The sequence below is a fragment of the Riemerella columbina DSM 16469 genome, assembly GCF_000374405.1.
Taxonomy (GTDB): Bacteria; Bacteroidota; Bacteroidia; order Flavobacteriales; family Weeksellaceae; genus Riemerella; species Riemerella columbina.
Window position 1 is genome coordinate 1 of record NZ_KB894228.1, and the last position, 15,110, is coordinate 15,110.

The window sequence follows — 15,110 nt, forward strand, 5'->3', positions numbered from 1 at the left end:
ATAGTGCCACTGCGTAAAGAGGTGCGAAAACCACAAGATTTACACTCATAACATTCTTTGTCTCTCTTCCAATAATGTGTTGTATTTGAGCATTTTTTGCAAACCACTCCATGCTTGTCACGCTCTTCTTTGAAATGCTTGCGACAACTCTGCTCATCTCCAAACTCAGCTGTAAAAGTAAATAAGTTCATACGGATTATCTTCTAAATTTAGTGCAAAGATAATACTTATAGGTGTAATTAAGGATATTCAATAATTTTTTTAAAGGAGATTATGAACGATTTGTTCATTTATCAACTGATGGTAATATCTCAGCTAAGGATAGGCTAAAAGTTGGAAATAGATATAAGATAGGAGTTATTGTATCTGTCAATAGAAATGAACTTCGTAAATATTTAGAAAGTAAAGGAGTTGTAAAGAGTTTAGGACATCTATTTAATTAAAATCTAAATGATATGATAAAAAAGATAAGTTTATTGCTTATTATAATATTAGGGGTTGGTACTTTATTGGGACAAGGTGCTAAAAAACCTAAAATTATGGTAGTTCCATCAGATGCTCTTCTTAATCAAAAAGGTTTATTATCAGGAGGAGATGATATGGGGGAAGAAATTTTTATTCAAAATTATAGTAAAGCGTTTCTGAATATTGAATTAAAAGCTATGATTTCAAAATTTGGAGAAATGATGAAAGAAAGAGGTTTCGAAACCGTAATGCTTGAGCAAGAACTAAAAAGAAATCAAGGTAAAGGCTTACAGGTAAATTATGATATAAAAATAGATTTAACTTATAAGATAACGCAGCAAGGACCAAGAAAAAAAGTCTATGCAGAGTTTTCGGGCATAGATATATATAGTAGTAAACAAATTGCTGCATCTAGTGGAGAAAGTGCTCCAGCTATCGGAGAGTCCAATGAAAACCTTCTACAAGAAGCGGTTCTAGATAAGATAGATCAATTTAATAGCCAACTGATGGCTACTTTTAATGAAATGGAAGCTAATGGGAGAGAATCTAGACTCACCATTATATCTGAAGGCATATCATTAGATGAAGAAATAAATGGAAAGAGTATTTTAGACTCTGTAGAAGATTGGTTATCTGCTCAATGTGTGAGGGGTAATTTTACAACAGATGATTCCAGTGATAGTAGGATAGACATTTCACAAGCGATGATGCCTTTATTTGGTACGAATGGAAAGTCTTTAGATGCTAGAAATTTTTATAAAGATTTAGAAAAAACATTAAAAAATATTGTGTCTTCACAAGGATTTAAAGTAAGTAGAACTAAATCGAAATTGGCAGAGATTGAATTAACAATAAAACCTAATTAATAATCATGAGATTAAGTCGAATTTTAAGTTATCTATTATTTTTAATAGGTGTTTTTATAGGGAAATCTCAAGAGATTTCAATCGTTCCAGCTCAAATAAAAAGTGAGTATGGTTTATCAGAAAAAATCAATACTCAAATCAGAGTGAAGATGCAGAAAGTACTTAATAAAAGTGGAATAATTGATTATGAAACTGCTGTTTTTGCATTGTTCCCAGAAGTTTCAATACTATCAGAACATACTTCTTCAGGAGTGCCTCCTATTGCAGAGGTGGACTATGAGCTTACATTTAATGTAGTTAATATTTTTGATGGAAAATCTTTTGCTGATTATTCATTTAAAACTAAAGGACGAGGTAGTAATAAAGCGAATGCAATTGCTATGGGTTTGAAAAATATTGATTTGAATAATCGTGATTTTATTGAATTTATAGAAATGTCAAAATCAAAGATTATTTCCTACTATGAGAAAGAATTATCTAAAACATTACAAAAAGTTAATGTCCAAGTTAGTGCTAAAGATTACGAAGAAGCTTTATTTTTATTATCTCAAATTCCAGAATCAATCCCATCGTATACCACAAGAGTATTACCTTTAGCAGAGAAAGTTTATAAATCGTATCAAGAAAATGTAGGAAAGGAACTTTTACAAGCGGCTAAAGCAAAGTGGGCAACTAGTAAAGATGAATATACAGCGTCCGATGTTGCAGAGCTATTATCTCAAATTCCAAGTGAAACATCCGCTTATAAAGAATCTCAAATATTATTAAAAACAATTGATAAATATATTACAAATAAGGAGATCTTTTATAGAAAACTTCGTGAAAAGGAAATAAACAACTCCCATCTAGAGCGTAAAGCAACTATTGAGGCTGTAAGAGCGATAGGGGTAGCTTATGGTAAAAATTCAGGAACAAAAGTTATTCTTTGGAAATAGGATGAGGGGTAAATCATTAAAAATGATAATTATGGAATGGAGGCTATGCTATTAATTGTTTATCATTTATAATTTAAAGATATGAAAAATAAGTACTTAACTTCAAGTTGTTTTATTTCTTTGTTATTATTTGTTTCTTGTAACAATACAACCGAGGAAGTAAATAAAATTACAGAAGATACTATTAGTCAAGAAAATTTATCAGAAGTTAATACATTAAAAACAACTACAATTGAAACAGATGTAGAAACTTCTGTCTCTAATGATTTTACTGTCGGGAAAATTCCTGTAAAAAAGATTACTCCATCAATGTATGATACTTTGGAATGTATTTTTTTTGAAAACCAAAAGGATTATAAAAATGCTAATAGGCTGTCATTAAATAATGTTGTTTATTTAGGAACCTATGATTATTTATATTTATATATTGATGGCAAATTACAGAAATTTAAACATATTTATGGTACCTCTAAATTTTCTAATAAAGAGTATAGTATAGTGTTAAAACAAACTATTACAAATGAAGAAAATTTAAGCGATAGCGATTTAGAAGATGCATATGCATACGATGCTAATCTACTAATTGAAATAACAAGATTAAAAGACATGCATATGCAAGAGGTTCAACTTTATGGAGGTTGCTCAGGTCATTAACATTCAAGAGATTGTGAAAGCAGTCTCTTTTTTGTTTTTATAGTGGCTATTGTGAAAGATTTTTTCTAATGAAAATGCTAGTCAGTTCAAAAATAATGAATTATAGTTTGTAGTTTCAAATAAAAGTCTTATTTTTGCAGCCTAAAACTAAATTATATAAAAGCAATTAAATGCCTACTATTCAACAATTAGTAAGAAAAGGAAGAGCCACACTTGCCAAGAAGAGCAAATCGGCTGCTTTGGATTCTTGTCCACAAAAGAGAGGTGTATGTACGAGAGTATATACCACAACACCTAAGAAACCTAACTCAGCACTTAGAAAAGTAGCTAGGGTAAGACTTTCTAATGGTAAAGAAGTAAACGCTTATATCCCGGGCGAAGGACATAATCTCCAAGAGCACTCGATAGTATTGGTAAGAGGCGGAAGGGTGAAAGACCTACCGGGAGTTCGTTATCACATTGTTCGTGGTGCTTTAGATACCGCAGGTGTAAATGGAAGACTTCAAAGAAGATCCAAATACGGTGCTAAGAGACCTAAAGACAAAAAGTAATCATTAAATTTTAAGACACAGAACAATGAGAAAGACAAAAGCAAAAAAAAGACCATTGTTACCAGATCCAAAATTTAATGATCAGTTGGTAACAAGATTTGTAAACAACCTAATGCTAGACGGTAAAAAGTCTGTAGCATTTAGAATTTTCTATGATGCTTTGGATATCGTAGAAACTAAAAAAGGAGAAGAAGAAAAATCTTCTCTAGAAATTTGGAAAGATGCCCTTACTAATGTGATGCCCCATGTAGAGGTGCGCTCTAGAAGAGTAGGTGGTGCTAACTTCCAAATTCCTATGCCAATTAGAGCCGATAGAAAAATTTCTATGGCAATGAAATGGTTAATCAAGTATGCTAAAGCCAGAAATGATAAGTCTATGGCTCAGAAATTAGCCGCTGAAATTATTGCAGCTGCTAAAGAAGAAGGTGCAGCCTTCAAGAAAAAGACAGATACACACAAAATGGCAGAAGCCAACAAAGCATTCTCACACTTTAGATTTTAAGAAACAATGGGAAGAGATCTTAGATACACCAGAAATATTGGTATTGCGGCACACATTGATGCCGGAAAGACTACAACCACGGAAAGAATTTTATTCTATACCGGAAAAACTCACAAAATTGGTGAGGTGCACGAAGGTGCTGCTACAATGGATTGGATGGAGCAAGAAGCTGAAAGAGGGATTACGATTACTTCTGCAGCAACCACTTGTAACTGGGTATTCCCTAGACATGATGGTAAGCCTACACCAGACTCTAAAGAATATCACTTCAACATCATCGATACACCGGGGCACGTTGACTTTACCGTAGAGGTAAACCGTTCTCTTAGAGTATTAGATGGTTTAGTATTCTTATTCTCTGCTGTAGATGGTGTAGAGCCACAGTCCGAAACCAACTGGAGATTGGCTGATAACTACAAAGTAGCCAGAATGGGCTTCGTGAATAAAATGGACAGACAAGGGGCAGACTTCCTTAATGTGGTAAACCAAGTAAAGGAAATGTTAGGTTCTAACGCTGTTCCAATTGTACTACCAATCGGTGCTGAAGAAGACTTCAAAGGCGTGGTAGATTTGATTAAAAACAGAGCGATCATTTGGCATGAAGAAACTCAAGGTGCCACTTTTGATGTAGTGCCAATCCCTGAGGAGATGAAAGATGATGTACTTGCTTATAGACAAAACCTTGTAGAAGCAGTAGCAGAATACGATGAGAGTTTATTAGAAAAATTCTTTGAAGATCCAGATTCTATTACAGAAGACGAAATCAACGAAGCATTGAGAAAAGCTACAATTGACTTATCAATTATCCCAATGACTTGTGGTTCTTCTTTCAAAAACAAAGGGGTGCAGTTTATGCTAGACGCTGTATGTAGATATTTACCTTCTCCAATGGATAAGGACGATATTAAAGGTACAGACCCTAACACAGACGAAGAAATTACTAGAAAACCAGATGTTAAAGAACCATTCTCTGCATTGGCATTTAAGATTGCGACTGACCCATTCGTAGGTAGATTAGCATTCTTTAGAGCATACTCAGGTAGATTAGATGCAGGTTCTTATGTTCTTAACACTAGATCTAATAATAAAGAGAGAATCTCTAGAATCTATCAAATGCACGCTAACAAGCAAAATCCTGTAGAATATATTGAAGCAGGGGATATTGGTGCAGCAGTAGGTTTCAAAGATATTAAAACAGGAGATACTCTTTCTGATGAGAAAAACCCTATCGTTTTAGAATCTATGATTTTCCCAGATCCAGTAATTGGTATCGCTGTTGAGCCTAAAACTAAAGCAGACCAAGATAAATTGGGTAACGCTTTAGCTAAGTTGGCTGAAGAAGATCCAACTTTCCAAGTGAAAACCGACGAAGCGTCTGGACAAACGATTATCTCTGGTATGGGTGAGCTTCACTTAGACATCATTGTAGATCGTTTGAAGAGAGAGTTTAAGGTAGAAGTAAACCAAGGACAACCTCAGGTAGAGTACAAAGAAGCTTTAACTCAAACAGCTAACCACAGAGAAGTTTACAAAAAACAATCTGGTGGTAGAGGTAAGTTTGCAGATATCGTATTTGAAATCGGACCAGCTGAAGAAGGAAAGACGGGCTTAGAATTCATCAACGAGATTAAAGGAGGTAACATTCCAAAAGAATTTATTCCTTCCGTAGAAAAAGGATTCAAAGAAGCGATGAAAAACGGACCTTTGGCAGGATTCGAAGTAGAAGCAATGAAGATTACCCTTAAAGATGGATCTTTCCACGCGGTAGACTCTGACCAGCTTTCTTTCGAATTGGCAGCAAAACTCGGTTTCAAAGCTGCTGGTAAAGCCGCAAAAGCCGTGATTATGGAGCCTATTATGAAATTAGAAGTGGTAACGCCTGAAGAATACATGGGGGACATCGTAGGAGATTTGAACCGAAGAAGAGGAACCATCAATGGTATGGATGACAGAAACAACGCTAAAGTGGTAAAAGCTTTCGTTCCACTTTCTGAAATGTTCGGTTATGTAACCTCTCTTAGAACTTTATCTTCAGGTAGAGCAACTTCTTCTATGGAGTTTGAAAAATATGAACCAGCGCCACAGAATGTTGCTGAAGAGGTGATTGAAAAAGCGAAAGGGTAATAGAGGCTTTAAGCTTTAGGCATGATGCTGAAAGCTTTTAGAACTTGATTAATTTATTTATAATAATCGCAGAAGTAGCATATCGCTTGTTGCTTACTGCATAAAGCATAAAAAATAATGTCACAAAGAATCAGAATAAAACTTAAATCTTACGATTATAATTTAGTAGATAAGTCTGCTGAGAAAATCGTAAAGACCGTAAAATCTACGGGTGCGGTGGTAAATGGACCAATTCCATTACCAACACACAAAAGAATTTTTACAGTGCTAAGATCTCCGCATGTTAATAAAAAAGCAAGAGAACAGTTCCAATTATCTGCACACAAAAGATTAATGGATATCTACTCTTCTTCTTCTAAAACGGTAGATGCTTTGATGAAGCTTGAGCTGCCTAGCGGTGTAGATGTAGAAATCAAAGTGTGATAAATTACACTTTGCTATGATACCAACGTCTTCCTAAATTTTAGGGAGGCGTTTTTTATTGATAGACTTGTCAATTAAAAAAATAGTTTATATTTGTAGCATAACAAAAAAGTAAAATATTATGAAACTACGCTACACTTTATTATTATTTTATCTATCCTTAACGATTTCTGCACAAGAGGTTATGGTGTATTATAATGTCAGTTTTAAAACAGATTCTTTACAAGACAATTTTGAAAGAGAAGAGGCTGTTTTGGATCTTTCTAAAGACGCTGTAAAATTTTATTCTACGGAATATTTAAAAGCAGATTCGCTTCAGAAGCAAACCAATGAAAGACAGTTTGCTTATCCTAAATTAACTTATAGAGTGAAAAGAGCAATCAATACGTCTAACAATACAGAATATGTAATAGTTTCTACAGACTATTATGCTTTACCATCTGATGATATCCAAGATTGGAAGATATTAGATGATACCAAAACGGTAAATGGCATTAAACTAAGAAAAGCCATGACTCAATATGGGAATAGAGATTGGGAAGCATGGTTTTCGGAAGACTACCCCATTTCTGAAGGACCGTATAAATTTAGAGGTTTACCAGGGTTGATATTTGAGTTGAGAGATACTAAGGAAATTATATCTTTTCCGTTAATAGAATTGTAAATAAGAAGGACGCCGTAGATACGGATGGTTTTTTAGAAACCGATTATGGTAAAAAAGCCATTCCGATCAATCTAAAAATGTACCGTAAATTGAAATTAGAAAATTTTGAGAATCCTATAAAAGATGCTAAGGACATCATTGTTTTAGATGAACACGGCAATAAAAAGGTTATAGATATGAGAGCACAAGCCAAAAAATACCAAGTTCATTTAAGAAAACACAATAACCCCATAGACCTTATAATGGCGATTAATTATCCTGAGGATAATAAATAGGAGGGAAAAGTTTTGATACGAAGTGAAAAAGTAAAACACTACTTTATTATTTGTACAAAATATAAATAACTTTTTATGATTTTTTTCATATAAATATTTTTGTATTTTATTTTTTTTCATATATTTGCGATATGTTAATAAATAAAATTTTAAATTATGAAAAAATTATTTTTTATGGCTACATTGTTAGTGGCTGGTGTTATGAGTGCAGAAAGTTCTGTTATAGAAAAGTCTTCAAGGTTAGAGTTCTCTAGTTTAGTTATGGCTGATTTAAAAGTACAAGGAGGATGGTGTGAAGTAAAAGTATACAGGAATAATGTTCTTGTGGCGTACTCTTATACTTATGAGTCTTCTCAAAGTGCTTGTGAGTCAAAAGCTCGAAATATGATGGCTAAAGTAGCTTTTGATGAGGCGAGATAATTTGCTGAGTTTTTAACTTTAAAATTGAGAATGAAATTTCATTCTCAATTTTTATAAAAAATTTTTAAATGAGGTTTATTTTAGCAATTACAATTCTATTATTTTCTGTGTTTAATGCACAGACTTATATGTTTAAATATCGTTTAGTATCAAAGGAATATCCGTCTAATAAAGAATTAAAAGATATAGCCTATGTACTAACTAAAAAGAATACTAATGAAAAACTTTATAAAGTAGCTTTTGGAAAGCAAGAGAAAGAGACTAAAAGTGAGAGTTACTATGGGAGTTTAGCCTTACCAAGAACCCCGTATGAATATATACTATATACTAAGAATGGGCGCCAGTTTTTTATTCAAGATTTCATACAAGAAAAATATTATAGTTTGGAAGATAGTGTAGCGTTTAAATGGGATATATCTTCTGAAACTAAAACAATAGATGGTATAGAATTAAATAAAGCAACTACCCAATTTAGGGGGAGAACTTACACAGCTTGGTTTAAGCCATCTAATGAGTGGCAAGTAGCTCCTTGGAAATTCTCGGGACTATCTGGAATTGTTTACGAAGTATATGATGATAAATATCTGTTTCAATGGATGCTTATACAAAAGGAAAAAACACAAGAAGAACTAAAGAACCCTTTTGAAAAAACTCAACAATTTATACCTTATCAAAAGTACCCAAAATTAAGATATGGATTGTCTGAAGAGTTAGAAAAAGCACTGAGTCAAAATCCTGATAGGACAATCTTTGAACAGCCAAGAGTAGATTTAGAAATAAAATTTAAATGGGAACAATAAAATTATTTAGACTTATCATTTTATTATTTAGCTTTAGTACTTATGCTCAGGGTATAGTTATAGATTATGCTATGGTATCTCGCCCAAACCAAGAGGATAAAACAATAATAGATAAAGCAACTTTTTCTCTTTTAGTGGATACTAATAGTGGAACTTCTTTATTTAAGCTAAATCAACCGAAAGAAATCGGTGAAGAACAATATAATAATTTATTGGCATACTCATATCAAATTTATAAACGCTATACATCAAGTCAGTTTTGTTTTGAAAAAATAAATTATAGTGATTATAAAACACCATATCCCAATTTGAATAATTGGGTTATTACCAATGAAGAAAAATCTCTTCTCGATTATAGAGTAAGAAAAGCAAAAATAGAGTTTGGAGGAAGGCAATGGGAAGCATGGTATGCAGAAAATATTTCTATAATGGATGGACCGTACAAATTTAGCGGACTGCCAGGATTGATATTAGAAATTTATTCATTAGATAATGATTATCAATTTACAGCAGTTGCTATTAAGAATGAGAATGTAAGTATTAATATGCCAAAAAGTATAGATATTAGCCAAGCACAATTATTAGAGTTTAAATCTAAAATTATAGAAGATCCTACAGCTTATTTAAAACAAATGTTAGCTCAAAATAAAAGTCAGAAAATTTCATTATCAATTAACTTTAATGGTAAAGAGATAGATGACAAAGAGTTAATAAGAAATGCTGAAAAAAATTATCAACTATTCTTGAAAAAATATAACAATCCTATTGATAAAAATGATATTTGGGTAAAATAATTAATTTTTAAGATTGGTTTATTCTAATTAATAGTTTATGAAAAATATAGTTTTATATGTATTACTATTTGTAAGTTGCTTTGCTTTTGCTCAAGAAACAAGCGCTGTTAAAGTCATCTATAAATATAATTGTTTGAGAGATTCTACTGATATCTATTCTCAAAAATTGATACCATGGCATTAGAGACTAGTCTCGGTCATTCTTTATTTTATAGTCATTTGCGTAGGGTGGGAGATTCTTTATTCAATAAAGATCGGGAAAATGGGGTTGATAGAATGGCTATGGTGATGAATCGGTATAAATATCATTTTGATAAAAGTGCTTATCAAATCACTAAGAATTTTATAAAAAATGAATTAACTTTTTATGATAAAATCCTAACCGATGCGTTTGAATATAAAGAAAATATTCCTAAAATCAACTGGAACATTGAAGATGATAAAGATAGTTTATTAGGTAAAAGCAAAGGGTCGTTTTGCAAGAAGGGATTATATCGTTTGGTTTACAGAAGATATTTCAATTCCAGATGGACCTTATAAGTTTACGGGGCTTCCAGGGCTAATATTAAAAGTTGAGGATGCCAAAAAACAATTTTTATTTGAAGCTGTTGCTCTAAAAAAGGTTAGATTCTATTCAAGGATTAGAACAATCGACTAAACCAATAATTACATCTAAAAAGCAATACTTTGAGCTTAAAGAAAGAGCAAGTAAAGATTTAGTAAAGTATGTTAATACATCTACAGAAGTAAAAATAACACCCACAGATAATCGTAAAACTAAACCAAAACCTTATAATCCAATAGAATTGAAATAAGAAGGCGATAGACCTTACAATGGCGATTAATTACCCTGAGGATAATAAATAGGAGGGAAAAGTTTTGATACGAAGTGAAAAAGTAAAACATTGTTTTTATTTATATCTAATATAAATAACTTTTTTATGATTTTTTTCATATAAATATTTTTGTATTTAATTATTTTGTATATATTTGCGATATGTTAAACAAATAAAATTTTAAATTATGAAAAAAATGATTTTTGCATGTTTAGTTACATGTACTTTACTAGTATCTTGTAGACAAGATAATGTTATTAAAAATGATGATCAAACAAGTTCATCTCTAACATCTAACCAAGTTAGCTTTTCTGACTTTTCTAAAACGAAAACAATTTTAGAAAAGTCAGATATAATTTCTGAAAATGGAGTTGACGCTGGTTTTGAGTTTATACTGGGGCGTAAATCAAGAGGTTGTCGTGGTTTTGGAATTTGTGAAGTCACAATGATTTGGATTGATATTTGGAATTCAAAAGATACTTTGAAATCTGATGGTAGTGCGAACAAGTTCAAGGGTGTTATTGTCAAAAATAAAAACACTAAAACTGATAATACTAAAAACTTGAACAATGTTGGTAGTGTGTATACAGGTTATGTGATTTTGGATCATGAAATTCAGATTGAAGGTTTTGACTCTACGCTCTATGTTGACGAAGATATTATTTTTGACAATAAATATATAATCAAATCAGGCGCATATCCATTATCAAAAAAATTAGGTAATTATGGAGGTTTTGAATTAAATATTGAAAAATTATGAACAAAATAATTAAAACTTTTTTGTTTCTTATATCTACTTTTAACTTTGCACAGTCTGTACAATATGTAGGGAAAGAGGATATTAGGGCTATTGCCCGTAAGTCAGAAAGAACGCTACTTAAAACTTTTGCTATTTGGTGTGAACCTTGTAGAATGAATATAAAAAATTATACAGATATAGAGCATCAGTTTAAAAATACACAATTGTATTATGTTCTTATAGAAACAGAAGGGAGTAAAAGACTTCAGCCTACTATTGACTATTTAATAGATAAATATCCTAAAGTAAAGATATTGGTTCTAAAAGATGAAGATTTTGGAAAAGGAGTTAGGCGTAAAAACAGAAACTTTTTAAAAGCTTTTAATTATAATAATCAAACAATAGACGAAGGTATTGGAAAAGATATTGTGTTAGATAAAGGAGCCAATGTCTTAACGGTAACGAGTTGGCAAGATAGACTCTCGGATGAGACTTGGCAAGATGAGATAGGGATTTTAAGAAGAAAAGTGTTTCCGTTACTTCAATAATTGTATTCAAAAAATAGTATCTACCATTAAAAACCTCACACCTGCTTTAGAAATTAAGGCAGGTGTTTTGATATAAACAAAAATCCTTATCTTCGCTATCAAATATATAAAAGATGAAATATTTAGCAATCTTATTAATGCTGGTTGGGCAGTGGTTGGGCGCTCAAGATATAAAAAGTATCCAATTGTTTAATCCACAAACCAATGATGAAACGCCTATTATCAAGTTTGGGGAACAGCTCATTTTAAGGTTTGATGACTTGGATGCCACCAGCAACCGATACCGCTATACCATAAAACACTACGATAGAAACTGGCAAGACGATGGCTTATTTTTTACAGAATATGCGAAAGGTAATCTGAATGCTCTGATTGATCAATATCAATACTCTTTCAATACGCTACAAAAATACACCCACTACGAACTGACTTTTCCTAACCAAGATATTCAACCGAAAATATCGGGAAATTTTGAAATTATTGTCTATAAAAACTCTCAAAATCAACCTTTATTTATTCGTAGATTTTGTGTGGTAGAAGAGGGTACCAATTTAGGGCTTAATATGACAAGATTTTCAGACGCACGCCAACCTCAATTAAACCAAAGGGTAGAGGTGAAAGCTGTGGGAGGAAGTGTGATGGCGAATAATGTCAATAATATCAGCCTTAATGTCATTCAAAATAACAATTGGAATATAGGTGTTTACAATCAGAAGCCAAGTCACACCTCGGGAAATGAATTGTTGTTTCAGCAGTTGTCATTAACTTTTGCAGGGAATAATGAGTTTTATTACTTCGACAATAAAAATATAGACCAAGCCTTTGATATGGTTGCCGCCACGGAAATGGTGGATGGAGTTAATCAAACTTATCTCTATCCCGTTTGGGCGTATCCGCTCAATTATCAATTTCAGCCCGATGTAAATGGTGCCTTTTATTTTAGAAGAAATGATTTAGGGCTTGAAAGAGCCGCTAATACTGAGGGCGACTATGCTTGGGTACATTTTTATTTGGATTCCGAACCTATGGACGAGGCAATTTATGTTTTAGGATTGTTCAACGAATATACGCCGAATGAAGCCTCAAAAATGACTTACAATGCCAAAACCAAACAATACGAAGCGAGAATTTATTTAAAACAAGGCTTTTATAGTTATATTTTGGCAACGAAAAAAGGGAATGCACCATTAAACTATGGACAAATTAATGGTAATTTTTGGCAAACGGAAAATCTTTATCAAGCCTTTTTATATTACCGTCCATTTGGTAGAAATTATGATGGACTTTTAGGCTACGGCGAATTTAGAACGCCTGTTAGATAGAAATTATTTTTGCGTTAGGCTATCCAATTTCTTTTGGAAAAAATCAATTAGCAATTGTTTCTCTTTTGGGGTAAGCTGAGCCTCTGGATGAAAATTAATATAGCTTGGCAAGGGCATACTGCCATTTTTTATTGTTTCGATGGTGTGTTCTATAGCGCCTTGTTTTAGATAAGGATTATAAGTTTCCCAAACAGAAAAATTAAGGTAGCGTCTACCATCATTGATATGACTTTTAATGCTCCAAGAAAGCGGCGCGATATAGGCATAGTTTGGATATCGGGTTTCATAAGAATGACAATCATAGCATGCCGTTTTTAGAAGTTGGGTTACTTTCTCGGGAGCGTGTTCTATTTTCACAAAATCGGTCTTAGCCTCTACGGGGGGATTGGTTCTATCTACGGGAATAAGTTGGATCAACCCCAATCCCAGAATTATCCAGAGAATAACTTTTAGCGTTTTATTCATTAGTGGTGGTCTCTTTTTTTAACGGCAATGAAAGTTTTAAACTAGGACTTTGTTGCTCCGTGCTATCTGATATTGGGGTTGTCTTTGCGGTATCGGTATTCGGTGCTAGATCCCAATCTTCCACCAAATCCCAAAGTTGACGCACTTCCAAAGTTTTCGGATAAAGATAATAGCCTTCGGCAAGGGTATTGGTGCTAAGGTTAGCCGTATCCCAAACGCCATTATCATTGTCATCTACTAAAATTTGGATATGATAGTTGCTAGGTTTTAACTCTGAAAATTTAATTTCACTCTTTTGAGTTTTTATAGAATTGATGGTTTTATAATCTTTATCCAATAATTGAACCCAAAAAGGCATTTTAGGTGCGTGAGCAAGGCGTATAGTGAGTGTACCATAGTTATGTGCGGCATCTACTTTAAAATCAAATGCATAAGGTTTTGCATTGGATTGGTAGTAAGATAATACCGTAGATTTTGGAATAATGAGGCGGTAATTTTTATCTGCTTCGTAGGGGGCGGAAACTTCTATTTTATACGGCGAATCCTTTGATATTTCAGCCTCAAAATTGAACGCCACTTGCATACTATCTGCGGTAAGTTTCCAATATTGAGCGTCTATTTTATCAATGGCATAGTTAGAAGTAATTACTAAAGGTTGTTTGGGTTTTAGCACCCCACCATAGTTGTTTTTTAGTGTTAATTCATCTTTGGTAATAGGCTTGTAGAAAGTTTGTACGGTATCTTTTTTAGAACCTAAATCATAACTGAATTTTAATAAAGTTCCTTTCTCTGGGCTAAAGCCCTCCTTGGCTGCATCAAACCAAATCGTTAATGAATCGGAATAAGGCGTATGGGTAATTTTGTAGTCCGAAAGTTCTGAGGATATAGATTTTACCTCTACCTTTTTAGGATTTCCTTCAAAAGTCATTAATATACCGCCATTTGTTGCTTTCAGTTCTTTATATTCCAATTTTTTCTTAGCAGGATAAAGGTTGAGGTTTAACCCTGAAATACTTTGTTTAAGGTTAATGGAATCTTTAATAAATCCTAAGGCTTCTTTCCCTGTATCATATACCGAATTGCCATTTTCATCATTAAAAGCGATGAGTTTATAATGTCCTACTGCTAGATAATCTAATTCGTAGTAGCCATCTTTATCCGCTTTGGTAATATAATAAGGCTTTTCTCTATAATTAATACTATCTTTATAAGGATACAGCCCAATGATGATATTCGCTTCTTTATCATTTTGATTGGATAATACGGCTTTAGCCGTTCCACTAAGATAAAGGCTATCCAAATGACTGCCCGTAGAAAATGCAAAATTGAAATAAGGTAAAACGTTCCCTTCGTTATAGTCCACAATGGCATTACCAAAATTAAAATTATAAGTGGTATTGCGTTGTAGTGAATCCCCCCATTGGATTAGAATATACTTATTGGCTAAGTTGGAAGGGATGATTTTTTTTAAATTTTTTATCGGTGGCGAGATAATCAGTTGTTTTTGGATATTTTTCAATTGAATATACTCGTCAAAATCAATGCGAAGTTCCCTTAGATTAGTAGAAACATTCACTCTAGGACTATCAATATTAGAGCCCATATACTGGGGCGGTATGGTATCTTTGCTACCACCAACTGGCGAACCGACTCTAGCACAAGACCAAAGTAATAGATTAGTGATAAGGATTAAAACAAGTTTTTTTATCATGGGTCAAAACTACAAA

General features: G+C 32.8%; 20 protein-coding genes. 17 read left to right on the forward strand and 3 right to left on the reverse strand.

The window, feature by feature from the left end:
* Positions 1-191 (reverse strand): transposase (locus C237_RS14500; protein WP_185095100.1); only part of this gene is annotated, 191 nt, incomplete at its 3' end.
* 264 nt (positions 192-455) lie between these two features.
* On the opposite strand from C237_RS14500, the gene C237_RS0104460 reads away from it, so the two are divergent.
* The 17 genes from C237_RS0104460 (at position 456) to C237_RS0104530 (ending at position 12,918) form a co-directional block, all read left to right on the forward strand.
* Positions 456-1,331, forward strand: coding sequence for a DUF6175 family protein (locus tag C237_RS0104460; protein WP_018675296.1), 876 nt, complete (start codon positions 456-458; stop codon positions 1,329-1,331).
* 5 nt (positions 1,332-1,336) lie between these two features.
* Positions 1,337-2,266, forward strand: a complete 930-nt coding sequence (locus C237_RS0104465) for a hypothetical protein (RefSeq protein WP_018675297.1) — start codon at positions 1,337-1,339, stop codon at positions 2,264-2,266.
* An 81-nt stretch (positions 2,267-2,347) separates the two neighbouring features.
* Positions 2,348-2,920 (forward strand): hypothetical protein, encoded by a 573-nt coding sequence (locus C237_RS0104470; protein ID WP_018675298.1) that lies wholly within the window; start codon positions 2,348-2,350, stop codon positions 2,918-2,920.
* Between the two features lie 170 nt (positions 2,921-3,090).
* Positions 3,091-3,471: a 30S ribosomal protein S12 gene (rpsL, locus tag C237_RS0104475; protein WP_018675299.1), complete on the forward strand. Its 381-nt coding sequence runs from the start codon at positions 3,091-3,093 to the stop codon at positions 3,469-3,471.
* A 25-nt stretch (positions 3,472-3,496) separates the two neighbouring features.
* Positions 3,497-3,973, forward strand: coding sequence for a 30S ribosomal protein S7 (gene rpsG, locus C237_RS0104480; RefSeq protein WP_018675300.1), 477 nt, complete (start codon positions 3,497-3,499; stop codon positions 3,971-3,973).
* A 6-nt stretch (positions 3,974-3,979) separates the two neighbouring features.
* Entirely contained in the window at positions 3,980-6,097 is a 2,118-nt protein-coding gene (gene fusA / locus C237_RS0104485; RefSeq protein WP_018675301.1) for an elongation factor G, read from the forward strand.
* A 117-nt stretch (positions 6,098-6,214) separates the two neighbouring features.
* A complete protein-coding gene (gene rpsJ / locus C237_RS0104490) occupies positions 6,215-6,520 on the forward strand; it encodes a 30S ribosomal protein S10 (protein ID WP_004916455.1) in 306 nt (101 codons plus the stop codon).
* Between the two features lie 121 nt (positions 6,521-6,641).
* Positions 6,642-7,184 carry a GLPGLI family protein gene (locus tag C237_RS13620; RefSeq protein WP_018675302.1) on the forward strand — a complete coding sequence of 181 codons (543 nt, stop codon included), beginning with the start codon at positions 6,642-6,644 and terminating at the stop codon, positions 7,182-7,184.
* An 89-nt stretch (positions 7,185-7,273) separates the two neighbouring features.
* The gene (locus tag C237_RS14935) at positions 7,274-7,459 is read left to right on the forward strand and encodes a hypothetical protein (protein ID WP_245539701.1); all 186 of its coding nucleotides are present in this window, start codon (positions 7,274-7,276) and stop codon (positions 7,457-7,459) included.
* A gap of 156 nt (positions 7,460-7,615) precedes the next feature.
* A complete protein-coding gene (locus C237_RS0104500) occupies positions 7,616-7,879 on the forward strand; it encodes a hypothetical protein (RefSeq protein ID WP_018675304.1) in 264 nt (87 codons plus the stop codon).
* A gap of 68 nt (positions 7,880-7,947) precedes the next feature.
* Positions 7,948-8,679 carry a GLPGLI family protein gene (locus tag C237_RS13900; RefSeq protein ID WP_018675305.1) on the forward strand — a complete coding sequence of 244 codons (732 nt, stop codon included), beginning with the start codon at positions 7,948-7,950 and terminating at the stop codon, positions 8,677-8,679.
* Positions 8,667-9,473 carry a GLPGLI family protein gene (locus tag C237_RS0104510; RefSeq protein ID WP_018675306.1) on the forward strand — a complete coding sequence of 269 codons (807 nt, stop codon included), beginning with the start codon at positions 8,667-8,669 and terminating at the stop codon, positions 9,471-9,473. Before C237_RS13900 ends, C237_RS0104510 begins: the two co-directional genes overlap by 13 nt.
* 174 nt (positions 9,474-9,647) lie before the next feature.
* A complete protein-coding gene (locus C237_RS14695) occupies positions 9,648-10,013 on the forward strand; it encodes a hypothetical protein (protein ID WP_169584729.1) in 366 nt (121 codons plus the stop codon).
* Entirely contained in the window at positions 9,994-10,131 is a 138-nt protein-coding gene (locus C237_RS14700) for a hypothetical protein (protein WP_245539702.1), read from the forward strand. Before C237_RS14695 ends, C237_RS14700 begins: the two co-directional genes overlap by 20 nt.
* A gap of 365 nt (positions 10,132-10,496) precedes the next feature.
* The gene (locus C237_RS0104520) at positions 10,497-11,069 is read left to right on the forward strand and encodes a hypothetical protein (protein WP_018675308.1); all 573 of its coding nucleotides are present in this window, start codon (positions 10,497-10,499) and stop codon (positions 11,067-11,069) included.
* Positions 11,066-11,596, forward strand: coding sequence for a hypothetical protein (locus C237_RS0104525; protein WP_018675309.1), 531 nt, complete (start codon positions 11,066-11,068; stop codon positions 11,594-11,596). Before C237_RS0104520 ends, C237_RS0104525 begins: the two co-directional genes overlap by 4 nt.
* Before the next feature lie 113 nt (positions 11,597-11,709).
* Positions 11,710-12,918 (forward strand): type IX secretion system plug protein, encoded by a 1,209-nt coding sequence (locus tag C237_RS0104530; RefSeq protein ID WP_018675310.1) that lies wholly within the window; start codon positions 11,710-11,712, stop codon positions 12,916-12,918.
* A 3-nt stretch (positions 12,919-12,921) separates the two neighbouring features.
* Here C237_RS0104530 and C237_RS0104535 read toward each other — a convergent pair whose 3' ends face one another.
* Both C237_RS0104535 and C237_RS0104540 read right to left on the reverse strand, forming a co-directional pair.
* A complete protein-coding gene (locus C237_RS0104535; protein WP_018675311.1) occupies positions 12,922-13,383 on the reverse strand; it encodes a heme-binding domain-containing protein in 462 nt (153 codons plus the stop codon).
* Positions 13,376-15,094, reverse strand: coding sequence for an Ig-like domain-containing domain (locus tag C237_RS0104540; RefSeq protein ID WP_018675312.1), 1,719 nt, complete (start codon positions 15,092-15,094; stop codon positions 13,376-13,378). Before C237_RS0104540 ends, C237_RS0104535 begins: the two co-directional genes overlap by 8 nt.
* Positions 15,095-15,110 lie beyond the last annotated feature (16 nt).

What these genes read in the sequence shown, in the direction of transcription:
- C237_RS14695 (WP_169584729.1), top strand. Translation starts at nt 9,648, where the DNA reads ATGGCATTAGAGACTAGTCTCGGTCATTCTTTATTTTATAGTCATTTG.
- rpsL (WP_018675299.1), top strand. Translation starts at nt 3,091, where the DNA reads ATGCCTACTATTCAACAATTAGTAAGAAAAGGAAGAGCCACACTTGCC.
- C237_RS0104470 (WP_018675298.1), top strand. Translation starts at nt 2,348, where the DNA reads ATGAAAAATAAGTACTTAACTTCAAGTTGTTTTATTTCTTTGTTATTA.
- C237_RS0104500 (WP_018675304.1), top strand. Translation starts at nt 7,616, where the DNA reads ATGAAAAAATTATTTTTTATGGCTACATTGTTAGTGGCTGGTGTTATG.
- C237_RS0104530 (WP_018675310.1), top strand. Translation starts at nt 11,710, where the DNA reads ATGAAATATTTAGCAATCTTATTAATGCTGGTTGGGCAGTGGTTGGGC.
- rpsJ (WP_004916455.1), top strand. Translation starts at nt 6,215, where the DNA reads ATGTCACAAAGAATCAGAATAAAACTTAAATCTTACGATTATAATTTA.
- C237_RS0104510 (WP_018675306.1), top strand. Translation starts at nt 8,667, where the DNA reads ATGGGAACAATAAAATTATTTAGACTTATCATTTTATTATTTAGCTTT.
- C237_RS0104525 (WP_018675309.1), top strand. Translation starts at nt 11,066, where the DNA reads ATGAACAAAATAATTAAAACTTTTTTGTTTCTTATATCTACTTTTAAC.
- C237_RS13900 (WP_018675305.1), top strand. Translation starts at nt 7,948, where the DNA reads ATGAGGTTTATTTTAGCAATTACAATTCTATTATTTTCTGTGTTTAAT.
- C237_RS0104465 (WP_018675297.1), top strand. Translation starts at nt 1,337, where the DNA reads ATGAGATTAAGTCGAATTTTAAGTTATCTATTATTTTTAATAGGTGTT.
- C237_RS0104540 (WP_018675312.1), bottom strand. Translation starts at nt 15,094, where the DNA reads ATGATAAAAAAACTTGTTTTAATCCTTATCACTAATCTATTACTTTGG.
- C237_RS0104520 (WP_018675308.1), top strand. Translation starts at nt 10,497, where the DNA reads ATGAAAAAAATGATTTTTGCATGTTTAGTTACATGTACTTTACTAGTA.
- C237_RS13620 (WP_018675302.1), top strand. Translation starts at nt 6,642, where the DNA reads ATGAAACTACGCTACACTTTATTATTATTTTATCTATCCTTAACGATT.
- C237_RS0104535 (WP_018675311.1), bottom strand. Translation starts at nt 13,383, where the DNA reads ATGAATAAAACGCTAAAAGTTATTCTCTGGATAATTCTGGGATTGGGG.
- rpsG (WP_018675300.1), top strand. Translation starts at nt 3,497, where the DNA reads ATGAGAAAGACAAAAGCAAAAAAAAGACCATTGTTACCAGATCCAAAA.
- fusA (WP_018675301.1), top strand. Translation starts at nt 3,980, where the DNA reads ATGGGAAGAGATCTTAGATACACCAGAAATATTGGTATTGCGGCACAC.
- C237_RS0104460 (WP_018675296.1), top strand. Translation starts at nt 456, where the DNA reads ATGATAAAAAAGATAAGTTTATTGCTTATTATAATATTAGGGGTTGGT.